Consider the following 14311-nt stretch of genomic DNA (forward strand, 5'->3'; position numbering starts at 1 on the left):
TGCTGGAACTGGTCGAAATGGAAGTACGTGAGCTGCTGTCTCAGTACGATTTCCCAGGCGACGACACTCCAATCATCCGTGGTTCTGCTCTGAAAGCGCTGGAAGGCGAAGCAGAGTGGGAAGCGAAAATCATTGAACTGGCTGAAGCACTGGATTCTTACATCCCAGAACCAGAGCGTGACATTGACAAGCCATTCCTGCTGCCAATCGAAGACGTATTCTCCATCTCCGGTCGTGGTACTGTTGTAACCGGTCGTGTAGAGCGTGGTATCGTTAAAGTTGGTGACGAAGTCGAAATCGTGGGCATCAAAGAAACCACGAAAACCACTTGTACTGGCGTTGAAATGTTCCGCAAACTGCTGGACGAAGGCCGTGCTGGTGAGAACGTCGGTGTTCTGCTGCGTGGTACTAAGCGTGATGACGTTGAACGTGGTCAGGTTCTGGCGAAACCAGGTTCTATCCACCCACACACTCAGTTCGAATCAGAAGTGTATATCCTGAGCAAAGATGAAGGTGGCCGTCATACTCCATTCTTCAAAGGTTACCGTCCACAGTTCTACTTCCGTACTACTGACGTAACCGGTACTATCGAACTGCCAGAAGGCGTTGAGATGGTCATGCCAGGTGACAACATTAACATGATCGTTAACCTGATTGCCCCAATCGCAATGGATGACGGTCTGCGTTTCGCCATCCGTGAAGGCGGCCGTACTGTAGGCGCTGGTGTTGTTGCTAAAGTTATTGCTTAATCTTTGATTATTAAAAGATTATGATAAAAGAGGAGCCTTGGCTCCTCTTTTCTATTTTGGGCCACCGTAATTGGTGGCTTTTTTGTTACTCAAGAAAACAAAAACAATAATTGAAATGAGATTTATTTACATTTACTATTCTGTGGTATCGCTTGTTTTGTAAGCGTGAACAATTTTAGGTATGGATATTTTATCTGACCTGAATAGTCATCAAGAGTGTAAATAGTTAGAAGAGTGATTTCATGTATGTCTGTCTCTGTAATGCAGTAAGTGATAAAACCATACGTAACGTTGTTCATCAACAACATATTCGTTCTATCAGAGAGTTGAGGAACTTTGTTCCTGTAGGAAGTGACTGCGGAAAATGCATACGTCAGGCACGTGAAATACTGAATGAGGAGATAGCTCTACTACCTCCAATAAATAATGTCGCTTAAAATAAACACAATTTTCTTGCAATTACTCTGCTAAATTAGTACTACAGTTAGTGACTGGAAGCGGAGGAACTTGCTATGAAAGGTGATAAAAAAATAATTGTACATTTGAATAAACTTCTTGGTAATGAACTTGTCGCCATCAATCAATATTTTTTGCATGCCCGAATGTTTAAAAATTGGGGACTGATGCGTTTAAACGAAGCTGAGTATCGTGAGTCCATTGATGAGATGAAGCATGCAGACAAGTTTATCGAACGTATTCTTTTTCTGGAGGGAGTACCAAATCTACAAGATTTAGGCAAACTTAATATCGGAGAAGATGTAGAAGAAATGCTGCAATCTGATCTGGAATTGGAGTTACGTGGTGCCAAGGATCTGAGAGAAGCGATCTCATATGCCGATTCTGTTCATGATTACGTCAGCCGAGATTTGATGATAGAGGTACTTGCTGATGAAGAAAATCACATAGATTGGTTGGAAACCCAACTTGAACTGATAACTAGAATTGGCATACAAAATTACATTCAATCTCAACTTAGTGAAGAAGAATAGTTATAATTTATCCGCCCTATAGTTTTATATATAGGGCGCTTTTCTACTATTTTCCTTCTCGCTTTCCCTTCTTGTACGTACTTTTTTGAATAGATTTCACTCTTAATCTTGCTTTGTAGGTAAATCCACGTATAATGCGCGAGCTTACCTACACAAAGTAGGGCTGGTTTATTATCAGCAATGAGCGGTGAATAACCGCCATTTAAAATACTCCCGATATGGGGGTTACACATTGAACGATTACACTCCCCTATCAATCGAAATGGGTGCGAGGAGTAATTATTTACGTTTATAAAATAGTTGGAGCTCTGGTCTCATGCAGAACCAAAGAATCCGTATCCGCTTAAAAGCATTTGATCATCGTTTAATCGATCAATCAACTGCGGAAATCGTAGAGACTGCGAAGCGCACTGGTGCGCAAGTTCGTGGTCCGATCCCGCTGCCGACTCGTAAAGAGCGTTTTACCGTTCTGATTTCTCCGCACGTTAACAAAGACGCGCGTGATCAGTACGAGATTCGCACTCACAAACGTCTGGTTGACATCGTTGAGCCAACCGAGAAAACCGTTGATGCTCTGATGCGTCTGGATCTGGCTGCCGGTGTAGACGTGCAGATCAGCCTGGGTTAATCAGGTCATTGAACGATTGAGAGGTTGAAACAATGATTGGTTTAGTCGGTAAAAAAGTGGGCATGACTCGCATCTTCACTGAAGATGGCGTTTCCATCCCTGTAACTGTTATCGAAATCGAAAATAACCGTGTAACTCAAGTTAAAAACAACGAGACTGACGGTTATCGTGCAATTCAGGTAACGACTGGTAGCAAAAAAGCTAACCGCGTTAATAAATCTGAAGCAGGTCATTTCGCTAAAGCTGGCGTTGAAGCTGGCCGCATCCTGCGTGAATTCCGTCTGTCAGAAGATGAGGCAGAGTTCATTATAGGTCAAAGCATTAGCGTTGAAATTTTCGCTGACGTTAAAAAAGTCGACGTTACTGGTACATCTAAAGGTAAAGGTTTCGCGGGTACTGTTAAACGCTGGAACTTCCGTACTCAGGATGCTACCCATGGTAACTCCTTGTCTCACCGCGTTCCGGGTTCTATCGGTCAGAACCAGACTCCGGGCAAGGTATTCAAAGGCAAGAAAATGGCAGGCCAACTGGGTAATGAACGTGTAACTGTTCAGAGCCTAGATGTAGTACGTGTTGACGCTGAGCGTAACCTGCTGCTGGTCAAAGGTGCTGTTCCAGGTGCAACGAACAGTAACCTGATCGTAAAACCGGCTGTTAAGGCGTAACGTCGAGGAGATAGGAATGGAATTGGTAATGAAAGACGCGCAAAGCGCGCTGACTGTTTCCGAAACTACCTTCGGGCGTGATTTCAATGAAGCGCTTGTGCATCAAGTAGTTGTTGCGTATGCAGCTGGTGCTCGTCAAGGTACTCGTGCTCAGAAAACTCGTGCTGAAGTTTCTGGTTCAGGTAAAAAACCATGGCGTCAGAAAGGCACTGGTCGTGCACGTTCTGGTTCTATTAAGAGTCCAATTTGGCGCTCTGGTGGTGTAACTTTCGCAGCGAAACCACAGGACCACAGTCAAAAAGTTAATAAAAAGATGTACCGTGGTGCTCTGAAAAGCATCCTGTCTGAACTGGTACGTCAAGATCGTCTGATCGTTGTCGAGAAGTTCACCGTTGAAGCACCTAAGACTAAGTTGCTGGTGCAGAAACTGAAAGAAATGGCTCTGGAAGACGTGCTGATCGTCACTAGCGAAGTTGATGAGAACCTGTTCTTAGCAGCTCGTAACCTGTACAAGGTTGACGTTCGTGATACAGCTGGTATCGATCCTGTAAGCCTGATCGCCTTCGACAAAGTGGTTATGACTGCTGAAGCTGTGAAGCAAGTTGAGGAGATGCTGGCATGATCCGTGAAGAACGTCTGCTAAAAGTACTGCGCGCGCCGCACGTATCTGAAAAAGCTTCTACAGCGATGGAAAAAAGTAATACCATCGTTCTCAAAGTTGCGAAAGATGCAACTAAAGCAGAGATCAAAGCTGCCGTACAGAAACTGTTTGAAGTTGAAGTTGAAGGTGTAAACACTTTGCTGGTTAAAGGTAAAGTTAAACGCCACGGTCAGCGTATTGGTCGTCGTAGCGACTGGAAAAAAGCTTACGTCACCTTGAAAGAAGGCCAGAATCTGGACTTCGTTGGCGGCGCTGAGTAAGTCGGAGGAGTAAAGAACAATGGCAGTTGTTAAATGTAAACCTACGTCTCCGGGCCGTCGCCACGTTGTTAAAGTGGTTAACCCTGAGCTGCATAAGGGTAAACCTTATGCTCCGTTGTTGGAAAAAAACAACAAAACTGGTGGTCGTAACAACAATGGTCGTATTACCACTCGTCACATCGGTGGTGGCCATAAACAGCATTATCGTCTGATTGACTTCAAACGTAACAAAGACGGTATCCCTGCTGTTGTTGAGCGTCTGGAATATGATCCAAACCGTTCAGCAAACATCGCACTGGTTCTGTACAAAGACGGTGAGCGTCGTTATATCCTTGCCCCTAAAGGCTTGAAAGCAGGTGATCAAATCCAGTCTGGTGCTGATTCAGCGATCAAGGCTGGTAACGCTTTGCCAATGCGTAACATCCCGGTTGGTTCTACTGTTCACAACATAGAAATGAAACCAGGTAAAGGTGGCCAGCTGGCTCGTTCAGCAGGTGCTTATGCGCAGATCGTTGCACGTGATGGTTCTTATGTAACCCTGCGTCTGCGTTCTGGTGAAATGCGTAAAGTGCTGTCTGATTGCCGTGCTACTTTAGGTGAAGTTGGTAACGCAGAACATATGCTACGCGTTCTGGGTAAAGCTGGTGCAAGCCGCTGGCGTGGTATCCGTCCTACCGTTCGCGGTACGGCGATGAACCCAGTAGACCATCCACATGGTGGTGGTGAAGGTCGTAACTTTGGTAAACACCCTGTAACTCCATGGGGCATCCAGACCAAAGGTAAGAAGACCCGTAGCAACAAACGTACTGATCAATATATCGTACGTCGCCGTTCTAAAAAATAATTAGAGGATAAGCCATGCCACGTTCTCTCAAGAAAGGTCCATTTATTGACCTGCACTTGCTGAAGAAGGTAGAGAAAGCGGTGGAAAGCGGAGACAAAAAGCCTATTAAGACTTGGTCCCGTCGTTCAACGATCTTTCCTAACATGATCGGTTTGACCATCGCTGTCCATAATGGTCGTCAGCATGTTCCAGTTTTTGTTTCCGACGAAATGGTTGGTCACAAACTGGGTGAATTCGCGCCGACCCGTACTTATCGCGGCCATGCGGCCGATAAAAAGGCTAAAAAGCGCTAAGGTAGGAGGAAGAGATGGAAACTATCGCTAAACATCGCCACGCTCGTTCTTCTGCTCAGAAGGTTCGCCTTGTGGCTGACCTGATCCGCGGTAAGAAAGTGTCGCAAGCTCTGGAAACTCTGACCTATACCAACAAGAAAGCTGCTGGTTTAGTGAAGAAAGTACTTGAGTCTGCTATTGCTAACGCAGAACACAACGATGGCGCTGACATCGATGATCTGAAAGTCACGAAAATTTTCGTAGACGAAGGCCCGACTATGAAGCGTATTATGCCTCGTGCCAAAGGCCGCGCAGATCGTATCCTGAAGCGCACCAGCCACATTACTGTGGTTGTGTCCGATCGCTGAGACTCTGGAGACTAGCAATGGGTCAGAAAGTACATCCTAATGGTATTCGTCTGGGGATTGTCAAACCTTGGAACTCTACCTGGTATGCGAATACCAAAGAATTCGCTGACAACCTAGACAGCGACTTTAAAGTTCGCCAGTACTTGAACAAAGAACTGGTTAAAGCATCTGTTTCACGTATCGTTATCGAACGTCCTGCGAAAAGCATCCGTGTGACTATTCACACTGCTCGTCCAGGCATTGTAATCGGTAAAAAAGGTGAAGACGTTGAAAAACTGCGTAAGGCTGTAGCGGATATCGCTGGCGTTCCTGCGCAGATTAATATTGCCGAAGTGCGTAAACCTGAACTGGACGCAAAACTGGTTGCTGACAGCATCAGCTCGCAGCTGGAACGTCGTGTTATGTTCCGCCGTGCTATGAAGCGTGCTGTACAGAACGCTATGCGTCTGGGCGCTAAAGGTATCAAAGTGGAAGTCAGCGGCCGTCTGGGCGGTGCTGAAATCGCACGTACTGAATGGTATCGTGAAGGTCGTGTACCTCTGCATACTCTGCGTGCGGACATCGACTACAATACTTCTGAAGCGCACACCACTTATGGTGTAATCGGCGTTAAGGTATGGATCTTCAAAGGTGAGATCTTGGGTGGTATGGCTGCAGTTGAACAGGCGGAAAAACCGGCTGCGCAACCTAAAAAGCAGCAGCGTAAAGGCCGCAAGTAAGGAGAGTCGCTGATGTTACAACCAAAGCGTACGAAATTCCGTAAAGTGCACAAAGGCCGCAACCGTGGTCTGGCTGCCGGTGCGGATGTTAGCTTCGGCACTTTCGGTCTCAAAGCTGTAGGCCGTGGTCGTCTGACTGCTCGTCAGATCGAAGCGGCACGTCGTGCTATGACCCGTGCAATTAAACGTCAAGGTAAAATCTGGATCCGTGTGTTCCCAGACAAACCTATCACCGAAAAGCCACTCGAAGTGCGTATGGGTAAAGGTAAAGGTAACGTAGAATACTGGGTTGCCTTGATCCAGCCCGGTAAAGTCCTGTATGAAATGGACGGTGTGCCTGAAGAGCTGGCTCGTGAAGCATTCAAGCTGGCAGCAGCGAAACTGCCTATCAAAACCACCTTTGTAACTAAGACGGTGATGTAATGAAAGCACAAGAGCTGCGCGAAAAAAGCGTTGAAGAGCTGAACACTGAGCTGCTAAACCTGTTGCGTGAACAATTTAATTTACGTATGCAGGCGGCAAGTGGCCAGCTGCAACAGTCTCATCTGTTGAAACAAGTGCGTCGTAATATTGCACGCGTTAAGACTTTACTGACTGAGAAGGCGGGTGCGTAATGACCGATAAAATCCGTACTCTGCAAGGTCGTGTTGTTAGCGATAAAATGGAAAAATCCATTGTTGTTGCTATTGAACGTAAGGTGAAACACCCTCTATATGGTAAGTTCATCAAACGTACGACTAAACTGCACGTACATGACGAGAACAATGAATGTGGAATTGGTGATGTCGTGGAAATCCGCGAAACCCGTCCACTGTCTAAGACTAAATCTTGGACTTTAGTTCGCGTTATAGAGAAAGCGGTTCTATAATAGAACGTTATCTCGTACGAAATAAACGGCTCAAAAAATAACGGGCCGTTTATTTTTCTGTCCATCGCGAAGATGTGGTGTTATAATGCCGCGCCCTCGTAGTATGGGATATTGAAACGGCTTCTTTAAAAATAAAGTGGCTCAGTAGTAGTTGACATTTAGCGGAGCACTAAAATGATCCAAGAACAGACTATGCTGAACGTGGCCGACAACTCCGGTGCACGTCGCGTAATGTGTATCAAGGTTCTGGGTGGCTCGCACCGTCGCTACGCACACGTCGGCGACATCATTAAAATCACCATCAAGGAAGCAATTCCTCGTGGTAAAGTGAAAAAAGGTGATGTCCTGAAAGCGGTAGTGGTGCGCACCAAGAAGGGTGTTCGTCGCCCGGACGGTTCTGTCATTCGCTTCGATAGCAACGCTTGTGTATTGTTGAACAACAATAGTGAGCAAGTTATCGGTACGCGTATTTTTGGGCCGGTAACTCGTGAACTTCGTAATGAAAAGTTCATGAAAATTATCTCTCTGGCACCTGAAGTACTCTAAGGAGCAGGAAATGGCAGCGAAAATCCGTCGTGATGACGAAATTATCGTGCTGACCGGTAAAGACAAAGGTAAGCGCGGTAAAGTAAAACAGGTTCTTTCTTCTGGTAAAGTAATTGTTGAAGGTATCAACCTGGTTAAAAAACATCAGAAGCCAGTTCCGGCTCTGAACCAACCAGGTGGCATCGTTGAAAAAGAAGCGGCTATTAATGTTTCTAACGTTGCTATCTTTAATGCAGCAACCGGTAAGGCTGACCGTGTAGGTTTTAGGTTCGAAGACGGCAAAAAAGTTCGTTTCTTCAAATCTAATAACGAAACTATCAAGTAATTTGGAGTATACGATGGCGAAACTGCATGATTACTACAAAGACGAGGTAGTCCAGAAACTGATGACTCAGTTTGGTTACCATTCTGTCATGCAAGTCCCTCGGGTCGAGAAGATCACCCTGAACATGGGTGTTGGTGAAGCGATCGCTGACAAAAAACTGCTGGATAACGCAGCAGCTGACTTGGCAGCAATCACTGGTCAGAAACCATTGATCACCAAAGCACGCAAATCAGTTGCAGGCTTCAAAATCCGTCAGGGCTATCCAATCGGCTGTAAAGTAACCCTGCGTGGAAAACGCATGTGGGAGTTCTTTGAGCGCCTGATTTCTATTGCTGTACCACGTATCCGTGATTTCCGTGGCTTGTCCGCTAAATCATTTGATGGTCGTGGTAACTACAGCATGGGTGTTCGTGAGCAAATCATCTTCCCTGAAATCGATTACGATAAAGTGGATCGTGTACGTGGTTTGGATATTACTATCACCACTACTGCGAAATCTGATGATGAAGGCCGCGCACTGTTGGCTGCGTTTAACTTCCCGTTCCGCAAGTAAGGCAGGGTACTCATGGCTAAGCAATCAATGAAAGCACGTGATGTAAAACGTGCGAAATTAGCTGAGAAATTCTTCGCAAAACGCGTTGAACTGAAAGCGATCATCTCTGATGTCAACGCATCTGATGAAGACCGTTGGAATGCCGTTCTCAAGCTGCAAACACTGCCACGTGATTCCAGCCCTTGCCGTCAGCGTAATCGCTGCCGTCAAACTGGGCGTCCGCATGCGTTTTTGCGGAAGTTTGGGTTGAGCCGTATTAAAGTCCGTGAAGCCGCTATGCGCGGTGAAATACCGGGCCTTAAAAAGGCTAGCTGGTAATTGTCACCAATTGAATCACGGGAGTAAAGACAGATGAGCATGCAAGATCCGATCGCGGATATGCTGACCCGTATCCGTAACGGTCAGACCGCGAATAAAGTTGCGGTCACCATGCCTTCCTCCAAGCTGAAAGTGGCAATTGCCAAAGTGCTGAAGGAAGAAGGTTACATTGAAGATTTTAAAATCGAAGGCGACACCAAGCCTGAACTGGAAATCACTTTGAAATATTTCCAAGGTAAGGCTGTTGTAGAAAGTATTCAGCGTGTAAGCCGCCCAAGTCTGCGCATCTATAAGAAAAAAGATGAGCTGCCACAAGTTATGGCTGGTTTGGGTATCGCTGTTGTTTCTACCTCTAAAGGTGTAATGACTGATCGTGCAGCTCGCCAGGCTGGTCTGGGTGGCGAGATTCTCTGCTACGTAGCTTAATTCGGGAGGAAAGAATGTCTCGTGTTGCAAAGGCACCCGTCGTCATTCCTGCCGGCGTAGAGGTTAAACTCAACGGTCAGGTTATTTCGATTAAGGGTAAAAACGGCGAGCTAAGTCGTACAATCCACAACGCAGTTGAAGTTAAACATGCGGATAACCAACTGACTTTCGTTCCACGCGAAGGTTTTGCTGACGCTTGGGCGCAAGCAGGTACAACTCGTTCTCTGCTGAATGCAATGGTTATCGGTGTTAACGAAGGTTTCACTAAGAAGCTTCAACTGGTGGGTGTTGGTTACCGTGCAGCAGTTAAAGGCAACGCAGTTAGCTTGTCTTTAGGCTTCTCGCATCCGGTCGAGCATCAACTGCCAGCAGGCATAACTGCGGAATGCCCATCACAAACTGAAATCGTACTGAAAGGTGCTGATAAGCAGGTGATTGGTCAGGTTGCGGCAGATCTGCGTGCCTATCGTCGTCCTGAGCCATATAAAGGCAAGGGTGTTCGTTACGCCGATGAAGTCGTGCGTACCAAAGAGGCTAAGAAGAAGTAAGGTAACACTATGGATAAGAAAGTAGCTCGTATCCGTCGTGCGACCCGCGCACGCCGCAAGCTCAAGGAACTTGGTGCAACTCGCCTGGTGGTACACCGTACCCCTCGCCATATTTATGCGCAGGTTATCGCACCAAATGGTTCTGAAACTCTGGTGGCAGCTTCTACAACAGAAAAAGCTATCAGTGAACAACTGAAATTTACTGGAAACAAAGAAGCCGCAGCATTAGTTGGTAAAATTGTTGCTGAACGTGCTCTGGAAAAAGGCATCAAAGATGTATCCTTTGACCGTTCTGGTTTCCAATATCATGGTAGAGTCCAGGCACTGGCAGATGCTGCCCGTGAAGCTGGCCTTCAGTTCTAAGGTAGAGGTGTAAGATGGCTCACATCGAAAAACAAGCTGGCGAACTGCAGGAAAAGCTGATCGCGGTAAACCGCGTATCTAAAACCGTTAAAGGTGGCCGCATTTTCAGCTTTACAGCACTGACTGTAGTTGGTGATGGTAACGGTCGCGTTGGTTTTGGTTACGGCAAAGCACGCGAAGTTCCGGCAGCGATCCAGAAAGCGATGGAAAAAGCACGTCGCAATATGAAAACCGTCGCTCTGAACAGCGGCACTTTGTACCACCCAGTGAAAGGCTCACACACCGGTTCTCGCGTGTTCATGCAGCCTGCTCACGAAGGTACAGGTATCATCGCCGGTGGTGCGATGCGCGCTGTTCTGGAAGTGGCTGGAGTTCGTAACGTACTGGCTAAAACCTACGGTTCCACTAACCCGATCAACGTGGTTCGTGCAACTCTGGATGCTTTAGACAGCATGAAGTCTCCAGAAATGGTCGCAGCTAAGCGTGGCAAATCCGTCGAAGAAATTCTGGGGTAATGACCATGGCTAAGACTATTAAAATCACTCAGATTCGCAGCTCAATTGGTCGTTTGCCTAAACATAAGGCAACTCTGACTGGTTTAGGTCTGCGTCGTATTGGGCATACTGTTGAGCGTGAAGATACACCAGCAATTCGCGGTATGGTCAACTTGGTTTCCTATATGGTTAAAGTTGAGGAGTAACAGATGCGCTTAAATACTCTGTCTCCGGCTGAAGGTGCCAAGCACGCATCTAAACGTGTAGGTCGTGGTATCGGTTCTGGTCTAGGTAAAACCGGCGGTCGTGGTCACAAAGGTCAGAAGTCTCGTTCTGGCGGTGGCGTACGTCGTGGTTTTGAAGGCGGTCAGATGCCTTTATATCGTCGTCTACCAAAATTTGGTTTCACTTCACGTAAAGCAATGATCACCGCAGAAATTCGTCTGTCTGATTTTGTCCGCGTTGAAGGCGATGTTATCGATCTGAATGCACTGAAAGCTGCTAACATTATTGGCCCTCAAATTGAATTCGCTAAAGTAATGCTTTCTGGCGAAGTCAATCGTGCAGTAACTGTGCGTGGCTTGCGTGTTACTAAAGGCGCCCGCGCTGCAATTGAAGCTGCTGGCGGTAAAATTGAGGAATAAGTAACAGATGGCTAAACAACCAGGATTAGATTTTCAAAGTGCCAAAGGCGGATTAGGCGAGTTAAAACGCAGACTTTTGTTTGTCATTGGAGCTCTAATTGTTTTCCGTATTGGCTCTTTTATTCCAATCCCTGGTATTGATGCCACTGTGCTTGCCAAATTGCTCGAGCAGCAAAGAGGCACCATCATTGAAATGTTTAACATGTTCTCTGGTGGTGCTTTAAGCCGTGCTTCTATCTTTGCACTGGGTATAATGCCGTATATTTCAGCATCTATTATTATCCAGTTGCTAACTGTGGTTAATCCTCGTTTAGCAGAGATCAAGAAGGAAGGGGAATCTGGTCGTCGTAAGATCAGTCAGTACACCCGCTATGGCACACTAGTGCTGGCAATATTCCAGTCAATCGGTATTGCTACTGGGTTGCCGAAGATGCCTGGAATGCAAGAGTTAGTGATTAATCCTGGTTTTGCATTCTATTTCACGGCTGTTGTAAGTCTGGTCACGGGAACCATGTTCTTGATGTGGCTGGGTGAGCAGATTACTGAACGAGGTATTGGTAACGGTATTTCAATCATAATCTTTGCTGGTATCGTTGCAGGTCTACCACCTGCAATTGGTCACACCATCGAGCAAGCTCGGCAAGGCGACCTGCACTTCCTCCTGTTGCTGTTGGTTGCAGTATTAGTGTTTGCCGTGACTTTCTTCGTTGTTTTCATTGAGCGTGGTCAACGTCGTATCGTTGTTAACTATGCGAAACGTCAGCAAGGTCGTAAAGTTTTCGCAGCACAAAGTACACATTTACCGTTGAAAGTGAATATGGCTGGGGTTATCCCTGCAATTTTTGCTTCCAGTATTATTTTGTTCCCTGGTACCATAGCTTCTTGGTTCGGGGGTGGAACAGGCTGGAATTGGTTGACAACTATTTCTATGTATTTGCAACCAGGTCAACCACTTTATGTGTTATTATACGCATCTGCAATCATCTTCTTCTGTTTCTTCTACACGGCTTTGGTTTTCAATCCAAGAGAAACAGCAGATAACCTGAAGAAGTCCGGTGCATTCGTACCAGGAATTCGTCCGGGAGAGCAAACGGCTAAGTACATCGATAAAGTAATGACTCGTCTAACCTTAGTTGGTGCGTTATATATTACTTTTATCTGCTTAATCCCGGAGTTCATGCGTGATGCAATGAAAGTGCCATTCTATTTTGGTGGTACTTCCCTACTGATTGTAGTTGTCGTCATCATGGACTTTATGGCTCAAGTGCAAACTCTAATGATGTCGAGTCAATATGAGTCTGCATTGAAGAAGGCAAACCTGAAAGGATATAACCGCTAATCGGTTTGCTTGAGAAGTTACGGAGAGTAAAAATGAAAGTTCGTGCTTCCGTCAAGAAATTATGCCGCAACTGCAAAATCGTTAAACGTAACGGTATCGTTCGCGTGATTTGCAGTGCAGAGCCTAAGCACAAACAGCGCCAAGGCTAATTAATCGCATATTTTTCTTGCAAAGTTGGGTTGAGCTGGCTAAATTAGCCAGCCAATCTTTTTTATCTGACAGCAACATTGTTTGAGTATCCTGAAAACGGGCTTTTCAGAATGATGTTGCAGTGAATAAATATTGTAGGAGTGCATAGTGGCCCGTATAGCAGGCATTAACATTCCTGATCAGAAACATACTGTGATCGCATTAACTTCGATCTACGGTATCGGTAAAACCCGCTCACAAGCAATCTGTGCAGCAGCGGGCATTGCTGAAAATGTTAAGATCAGTGAGCTGTCTGAAGAGCAAATTGACAAGCTGCGTGACGAAGTTGCCAAATACGTTGTAGAAGGTGATCTGCGTCGTGAAGTAACCCTGAGTATCAAACGTCTGATGGACCTTGGTTGCTATCGTGGTTTGCGTCATCGTCGTGGTCTACCAGTTCGCGGTCAGCGTACTAAGACCAATGCACGTACCCGTAAGGGTCCGCGTAAGCCGATCAAGAAATAATCGGGGTATTGAATAATGGCAAAAGCACCTATTCGTGCACGTAAGCGTGTAAGAAAACAAGTCTCTGACGGTGTGGCTCATATCCATGCTTCTTTCAACAACACCATCGTTACTATTACTGATCGTCAGGGTAACGCACTGGGTTGGGCAACTGCCGGTGGTTCCGGTTTCCGTGGTTCTCGTAAATCTACTCCGTTTGCAGCTCAGGTTGCAGCAGAGCGCTGCGCTGAAGCAGTAAAAGAGTACGGAATTAAGAATCTGGAAGTTATGGTTAAAGGACCTGGTCCTGGTCGTGAGTCAACTATCCGCGCATTAAACGCGGCTGGTTTCCGCATCACTAATATTACTGATGTGACTCCGATTCCTCATAACGGTTGTCGTCCACCGAAAAAGCGTCGCGTTTAATACGCTTTCGTTTTTTAGGATTGTTGGAGAAAGAAAATGGCAAGATATTTGGGTCCTAAGCTCAAGCTGAGCCGTCGCGAGGGTACAGACCTTTTCCTGAAGTCTGGCGTTCGCGCGATTGACACCAAGTGTAAGTTAGAACAGGCACCAGGCCAGCACGGCGCACGTAAACCGCGTCTGTCTGATTATGGTGTACAGTTACGTGAAAAACAAAAAGTTCGTCGTATTTACGGTGTTCTGGAGCGTCAATTCCGTAACTACTATAAAGAAGCAACTCGTCTGAAAGGCAACACAGGTGAAAACCTGCTGAACTTGCTGGAAAGTCGCTTGGATAACGTCGTTTATCGTATGGGCTTCGGCGCGACTCGTGCTGAATCTCGTCAGATGGTAAGCCACAAGGCTATCATGGTAAATGGTTGCGTTGTTAACATCGCTTCTTATCAGGTATCCCCGAATGATGTAGTCAGCGTTCGTGAAAAAGCGAAGAAGCAGGCTCGCATTAAAGCAGCCTTAGAGCTGGCTGAGCAGCGTGAGAAACCAACTTGGTTGGAAGTTGATGCTGCGAAGATGGAAGGTATGTTCAAGCGTATACCTGAGCGTACTGATCTATCCGCTGACATTAACGAACACCTGATCGTCGAGCTTTACTCTAAGTAAAGCTTAGCACCAAAGA

General features: G+C 46.3%; 29 protein-coding genes. All 29 read left to right on the forward strand.

Annotated features, from left to right (window positions below):
- On the forward strand, nucleotides 1–749 hold a 749-nt coding region (locus PSI14_RS18000), incomplete at its 5' end, for an elongation factor Tu (protein WP_273576677.1).
- Between the two features lie 242 nt (nucleotides 750–991).
- Nucleotides 992–1186 (forward strand): bacterioferritin-associated ferredoxin, encoded by a 195-nt coding sequence (gene bfd / locus PSI14_RS18005; RefSeq protein ID WP_273577349.1) that lies wholly within the window; start codon nucleotides 992–994, stop codon nucleotides 1184–1186.
- Between the two features lie 75 nt (nucleotides 1187–1261).
- On the forward strand, nucleotides 1262–1738 hold the full coding sequence (gene bfr / locus PSI14_RS18010; protein ID WP_273577351.1) for a bacterioferritin: 477 nt from the start codon (nucleotides 1262–1264) through the stop codon (nucleotides 1736–1738).
- Between the two features lie 316 nt (nucleotides 1739–2054).
- Nucleotides 2055–2366: a 30S ribosomal protein S10 gene (gene rpsJ, locus PSI14_RS18015; protein ID WP_001181005.1), complete on the forward strand. Its 312-nt coding sequence runs from the start codon at nucleotides 2055–2057 to the stop codon at nucleotides 2364–2366.
- Nucleotides 2367–2398: 32 nt separating this feature from the next.
- Nucleotides 2399–3031, forward strand: a complete 633-nt coding sequence (rplC, locus tag PSI14_RS18020; protein WP_273577354.1) for a 50S ribosomal protein L3 — start codon at nucleotides 2399–2401, stop codon at nucleotides 3029–3031.
- 16 nt (nucleotides 3032–3047) lie between these two features.
- The gene (gene rplD, locus PSI14_RS18025) at nucleotides 3048–3653 is read left to right on the forward strand and encodes a 50S ribosomal protein L4 (RefSeq protein ID WP_273556259.1); all 606 of its coding nucleotides are present in this window, start codon (nucleotides 3048–3050) and stop codon (nucleotides 3651–3653) included.
- Entirely contained in the window at nucleotides 3650–3952 is a 303-nt protein-coding gene (gene rplW, locus PSI14_RS18030) for a 50S ribosomal protein L23 (protein WP_038269605.1), read from the forward strand. The genes rplD and rplW overlap by 4 nt, the downstream gene beginning before the upstream one ends.
- A gap of 19 nt (nucleotides 3953–3971) precedes the next feature.
- The gene (gene rplB, locus PSI14_RS18035; protein WP_010847479.1) at nucleotides 3972–4796 is read left to right on the forward strand and encodes a 50S ribosomal protein L2; all 825 of its coding nucleotides are present in this window, start codon (nucleotides 3972–3974) and stop codon (nucleotides 4794–4796) included.
- 14 nt (nucleotides 4797–4810) lie between these two features.
- Nucleotides 4811–5089 (forward strand): 30S ribosomal protein S19, encoded by a 279-nt coding sequence (gene rpsS / locus PSI14_RS18040; protein ID WP_011148791.1) that lies wholly within the window; start codon nucleotides 4811–4813, stop codon nucleotides 5087–5089.
- Nucleotides 5090–5103: 14 nt separating this feature from the next.
- The gene (gene rplV, locus PSI14_RS18045; protein ID WP_010847481.1) at nucleotides 5104–5436 is read left to right on the forward strand and encodes a 50S ribosomal protein L22; all 333 of its coding nucleotides are present in this window, start codon (nucleotides 5104–5106) and stop codon (nucleotides 5434–5436) included.
- A gap of 17 nt (nucleotides 5437–5453) precedes the next feature.
- Complete coding sequence (gene rpsC, locus PSI14_RS18050; protein WP_273556258.1) at nucleotides 5454–6155, forward strand: 30S ribosomal protein S3; 702 nt, start codon at nucleotides 5454–5456, stop codon at nucleotides 6153–6155.
- Nucleotides 6156–6167: 12 nt separating this feature from the next.
- On the forward strand, nucleotides 6168–6578 hold the full coding sequence (gene rplP / locus PSI14_RS18055; protein ID WP_012990491.1) for a 50S ribosomal protein L16: 411 nt from the start codon (nucleotides 6168–6170) through the stop codon (nucleotides 6576–6578).
- Nucleotides 6578–6769 (forward strand): 50S ribosomal protein L29, encoded by a 192-nt coding sequence (gene rpmC, locus PSI14_RS18060; RefSeq protein ID WP_010847484.1) that lies wholly within the window; start codon nucleotides 6578–6580, stop codon nucleotides 6767–6769. The genes rplP and rpmC overlap by 1 nt, the downstream gene beginning before the upstream one ends.
- Nucleotides 6769–7023: a 30S ribosomal protein S17 gene (gene rpsQ / locus PSI14_RS18065; RefSeq protein ID WP_074021482.1), complete on the forward strand. Its 255-nt coding sequence runs from the start codon at nucleotides 6769–6771 to the stop codon at nucleotides 7021–7023. The genes rpmC and rpsQ overlap by 1 nt, the downstream gene beginning before the upstream one ends.
- A 174-nt stretch (nucleotides 7024–7197) precedes the next feature.
- The gene (rplN, locus tag PSI14_RS18070; protein ID WP_010847486.1) at nucleotides 7198–7569 is read left to right on the forward strand and encodes a 50S ribosomal protein L14; all 372 of its coding nucleotides are present in this window, start codon (nucleotides 7198–7200) and stop codon (nucleotides 7567–7569) included.
- 10 nt (nucleotides 7570–7579) lie between these two features.
- Nucleotides 7580–7894, forward strand: a complete 315-nt coding sequence (gene rplX / locus PSI14_RS18075) for a 50S ribosomal protein L24 (RefSeq protein WP_045968050.1) — start codon at nucleotides 7580–7582, stop codon at nucleotides 7892–7894.
- A gap of 13 nt (nucleotides 7895–7907) precedes the next feature.
- The gene (gene rplE, locus PSI14_RS18080; RefSeq protein ID WP_273556257.1) at nucleotides 7908–8447 is read left to right on the forward strand and encodes a 50S ribosomal protein L5; all 540 of its coding nucleotides are present in this window, start codon (nucleotides 7908–7910) and stop codon (nucleotides 8445–8447) included.
- Nucleotides 8448–8459: 12 nt separating this feature from the next.
- Nucleotides 8460–8765, forward strand: a complete 306-nt coding sequence (gene rpsN, locus PSI14_RS18085; RefSeq protein ID WP_010847489.1) for a 30S ribosomal protein S14 — start codon at nucleotides 8460–8462, stop codon at nucleotides 8763–8765.
- Nucleotides 8766–8798: 33 nt separating this feature from the next.
- On the forward strand, nucleotides 8799–9191 hold the full coding sequence (gene rpsH, locus PSI14_RS18090; protein ID WP_273577357.1) for a 30S ribosomal protein S8: 393 nt from the start codon (nucleotides 8799–8801) through the stop codon (nucleotides 9189–9191).
- 14 nt (nucleotides 9192–9205) lie between these two features.
- Complete coding sequence (gene rplF, locus PSI14_RS18095) at nucleotides 9206–9739, forward strand: 50S ribosomal protein L6 (RefSeq protein WP_086107753.1); 534 nt, start codon at nucleotides 9206–9208, stop codon at nucleotides 9737–9739.
- A 9-nt stretch (nucleotides 9740–9748) separates the two neighbouring features.
- Nucleotides 9749–10102: a 50S ribosomal protein L18 gene (gene rplR, locus PSI14_RS18100; protein WP_273556254.1), complete on the forward strand. Its 354-nt coding sequence runs from the start codon at nucleotides 9749–9751 to the stop codon at nucleotides 10100–10102.
- Nucleotides 10103–10116: 14 nt separating this feature from the next.
- Nucleotides 10117–10617, forward strand: coding sequence for a 30S ribosomal protein S5 (gene rpsE, locus PSI14_RS18105; RefSeq protein WP_045968057.1), 501 nt, complete (start codon nucleotides 10117–10119; stop codon nucleotides 10615–10617).
- Nucleotides 10618–10622: 5 nt separating this feature from the next.
- A complete protein-coding gene (gene rpmD / locus PSI14_RS18110; RefSeq protein ID WP_092520746.1) occupies nucleotides 10623–10802 on the forward strand; it encodes a 50S ribosomal protein L30 in 180 nt (59 codons plus the stop codon).
- A 3-nt stretch (nucleotides 10803–10805) separates the two neighbouring features.
- Nucleotides 10806–11240 carry a 50S ribosomal protein L15 gene (gene rplO, locus PSI14_RS18115; RefSeq protein ID WP_092520707.1) on the forward strand — a complete coding sequence of 145 codons (435 nt, stop codon included), beginning with the start codon at nucleotides 10806–10808 and terminating at the stop codon, nucleotides 11238–11240.
- Between the two features lie 7 nt (nucleotides 11241–11247).
- Entirely contained in the window at nucleotides 11248–12579 is a 1332-nt protein-coding gene (gene secY, locus PSI14_RS18120) for a preprotein translocase subunit SecY (protein WP_092520710.1), read from the forward strand.
- A gap of 32 nt (nucleotides 12580–12611) precedes the next feature.
- Complete coding sequence (rpmJ, locus tag PSI14_RS18125) at nucleotides 12612–12728, forward strand: 50S ribosomal protein L36 (RefSeq protein ID WP_012768118.1); 117 nt, start codon at nucleotides 12612–12614, stop codon at nucleotides 12726–12728.
- 148 nt (nucleotides 12729–12876) lie between these two features.
- The gene (rpsM, locus tag PSI14_RS18130; protein WP_038240472.1) at nucleotides 12877–13233 is read left to right on the forward strand and encodes a 30S ribosomal protein S13; all 357 of its coding nucleotides are present in this window, start codon (nucleotides 12877–12879) and stop codon (nucleotides 13231–13233) included.
- 15 nt (nucleotides 13234–13248) lie between these two features.
- Nucleotides 13249–13638, forward strand: coding sequence for a 30S ribosomal protein S11 (gene rpsK / locus PSI14_RS18135; protein ID WP_002919257.1), 390 nt, complete (start codon nucleotides 13249–13251; stop codon nucleotides 13636–13638).
- Between the two features lie 36 nt (nucleotides 13639–13674).
- Complete coding sequence (gene rpsD, locus PSI14_RS18140) at nucleotides 13675–14295, forward strand: 30S ribosomal protein S4 (RefSeq protein ID WP_273556252.1); 621 nt, start codon at nucleotides 13675–13677, stop codon at nucleotides 14293–14295.
- The last annotated feature ends 16 nt before the right edge of the window (nucleotides 14296–14311 follow it).

Source organism: Xenorhabdus anantnagensis (genome assembly GCF_028598555.1).
GTDB lineage: Bacteria > Pseudomonadota > Gammaproteobacteria > Enterobacterales > Enterobacteriaceae > Xenorhabdus > Xenorhabdus anantnagensis.

Excerpts from the sequence above, each read along its gene's own strand:
- rpsN (WP_010847489.1), top strand. The coding sequence starts at position 8,460 with ATGGCTAAGCAATCAATGAAAGCACGTGATGTAAAACGTGCGAAATTA.
- rpsD (WP_273556252.1), top strand. The coding sequence starts at position 13,675 with ATGGCAAGATATTTGGGTCCTAAGCTCAAGCTGAGCCGTCGCGAGGGT.
- rplF (WP_086107753.1), top strand. The coding sequence starts at position 9,206 with ATGTCTCGTGTTGCAAAGGCACCCGTCGTCATTCCTGCCGGCGTAGAG.
- rpsS (WP_011148791.1), top strand. The coding sequence starts at position 4,811 with ATGCCACGTTCTCTCAAGAAAGGTCCATTTATTGACCTGCACTTGCTG.
- rplV (WP_010847481.1), top strand. The coding sequence starts at position 5,104 with ATGGAAACTATCGCTAAACATCGCCACGCTCGTTCTTCTGCTCAGAAG.
- rpmJ (WP_012768118.1), top strand. The coding sequence starts at position 12,612 with ATGAAAGTTCGTGCTTCCGTCAAGAAATTATGCCGCAACTGCAAAATC.
- bfr (WP_273577351.1), top strand. The coding sequence starts at position 1,262 with ATGAAAGGTGATAAAAAAATAATTGTACATTTGAATAAACTTCTTGGT.
- rplP (WP_012990491.1), top strand. The coding sequence starts at position 6,168 with ATGTTACAACCAAAGCGTACGAAATTCCGTAAAGTGCACAAAGGCCGC.
- rplB (WP_010847479.1), top strand. The coding sequence starts at position 3,972 with ATGGCAGTTGTTAAATGTAAACCTACGTCTCCGGGCCGTCGCCACGTT.
- rpsJ (WP_001181005.1), top strand. The coding sequence starts at position 2,055 with ATGCAGAACCAAAGAATCCGTATCCGCTTAAAAGCATTTGATCATCGT.
- rpsQ (WP_074021482.1), top strand. The coding sequence starts at position 6,769 with ATGACCGATAAAATCCGTACTCTGCAAGGTCGTGTTGTTAGCGATAAA.
- rpmC (WP_010847484.1), top strand. The coding sequence starts at position 6,578 with ATGAAAGCACAAGAGCTGCGCGAAAAAAGCGTTGAAGAGCTGAACACT.
- secY (WP_092520710.1), top strand. The coding sequence starts at position 11,248 with ATGGCTAAACAACCAGGATTAGATTTTCAAAGTGCCAAAGGCGGATTA.
- rplE (WP_273556257.1), top strand. The coding sequence starts at position 7,908 with ATGGCGAAACTGCATGATTACTACAAAGACGAGGTAGTCCAGAAACTG.
- rpsC (WP_273556258.1), top strand. The coding sequence starts at position 5,454 with ATGGGTCAGAAAGTACATCCTAATGGTATTCGTCTGGGGATTGTCAAA.
- rpsE (WP_045968057.1), top strand. The coding sequence starts at position 10,117 with ATGGCTCACATCGAAAAACAAGCTGGCGAACTGCAGGAAAAGCTGATC.
- rplD (WP_273556259.1), top strand. The coding sequence starts at position 3,048 with ATGGAATTGGTAATGAAAGACGCGCAAAGCGCGCTGACTGTTTCCGAA.
- rplX (WP_045968050.1), top strand. The coding sequence starts at position 7,580 with ATGGCAGCGAAAATCCGTCGTGATGACGAAATTATCGTGCTGACCGGT.
- rpmD (WP_092520746.1), top strand. The coding sequence starts at position 10,623 with ATGGCTAAGACTATTAAAATCACTCAGATTCGCAGCTCAATTGGTCGT.
- bfd (WP_273577349.1), top strand. The coding sequence starts at position 992 with ATGTATGTCTGTCTCTGTAATGCAGTAAGTGATAAAACCATACGTAAC.
- rplN (WP_010847486.1), top strand. The coding sequence starts at position 7,198 with ATGATCCAAGAACAGACTATGCTGAACGTGGCCGACAACTCCGGTGCA.
- rplR (WP_273556254.1), top strand. The coding sequence starts at position 9,749 with ATGGATAAGAAAGTAGCTCGTATCCGTCGTGCGACCCGCGCACGCCGC.
- rplW (WP_038269605.1), top strand. The coding sequence starts at position 3,650 with ATGATCCGTGAAGAACGTCTGCTAAAAGTACTGCGCGCGCCGCACGTA.
- rplO (WP_092520707.1), top strand. The coding sequence starts at position 10,806 with ATGCGCTTAAATACTCTGTCTCCGGCTGAAGGTGCCAAGCACGCATCT.
- rpsH (WP_273577357.1), top strand. The coding sequence starts at position 8,799 with ATGAGCATGCAAGATCCGATCGCGGATATGCTGACCCGTATCCGTAAC.
- rplC (WP_273577354.1), top strand. The coding sequence starts at position 2,399 with ATGATTGGTTTAGTCGGTAAAAAAGTGGGCATGACTCGCATCTTCACT.
- rpsK (WP_002919257.1), top strand. The coding sequence starts at position 13,249 with ATGGCAAAAGCACCTATTCGTGCACGTAAGCGTGTAAGAAAACAAGTC.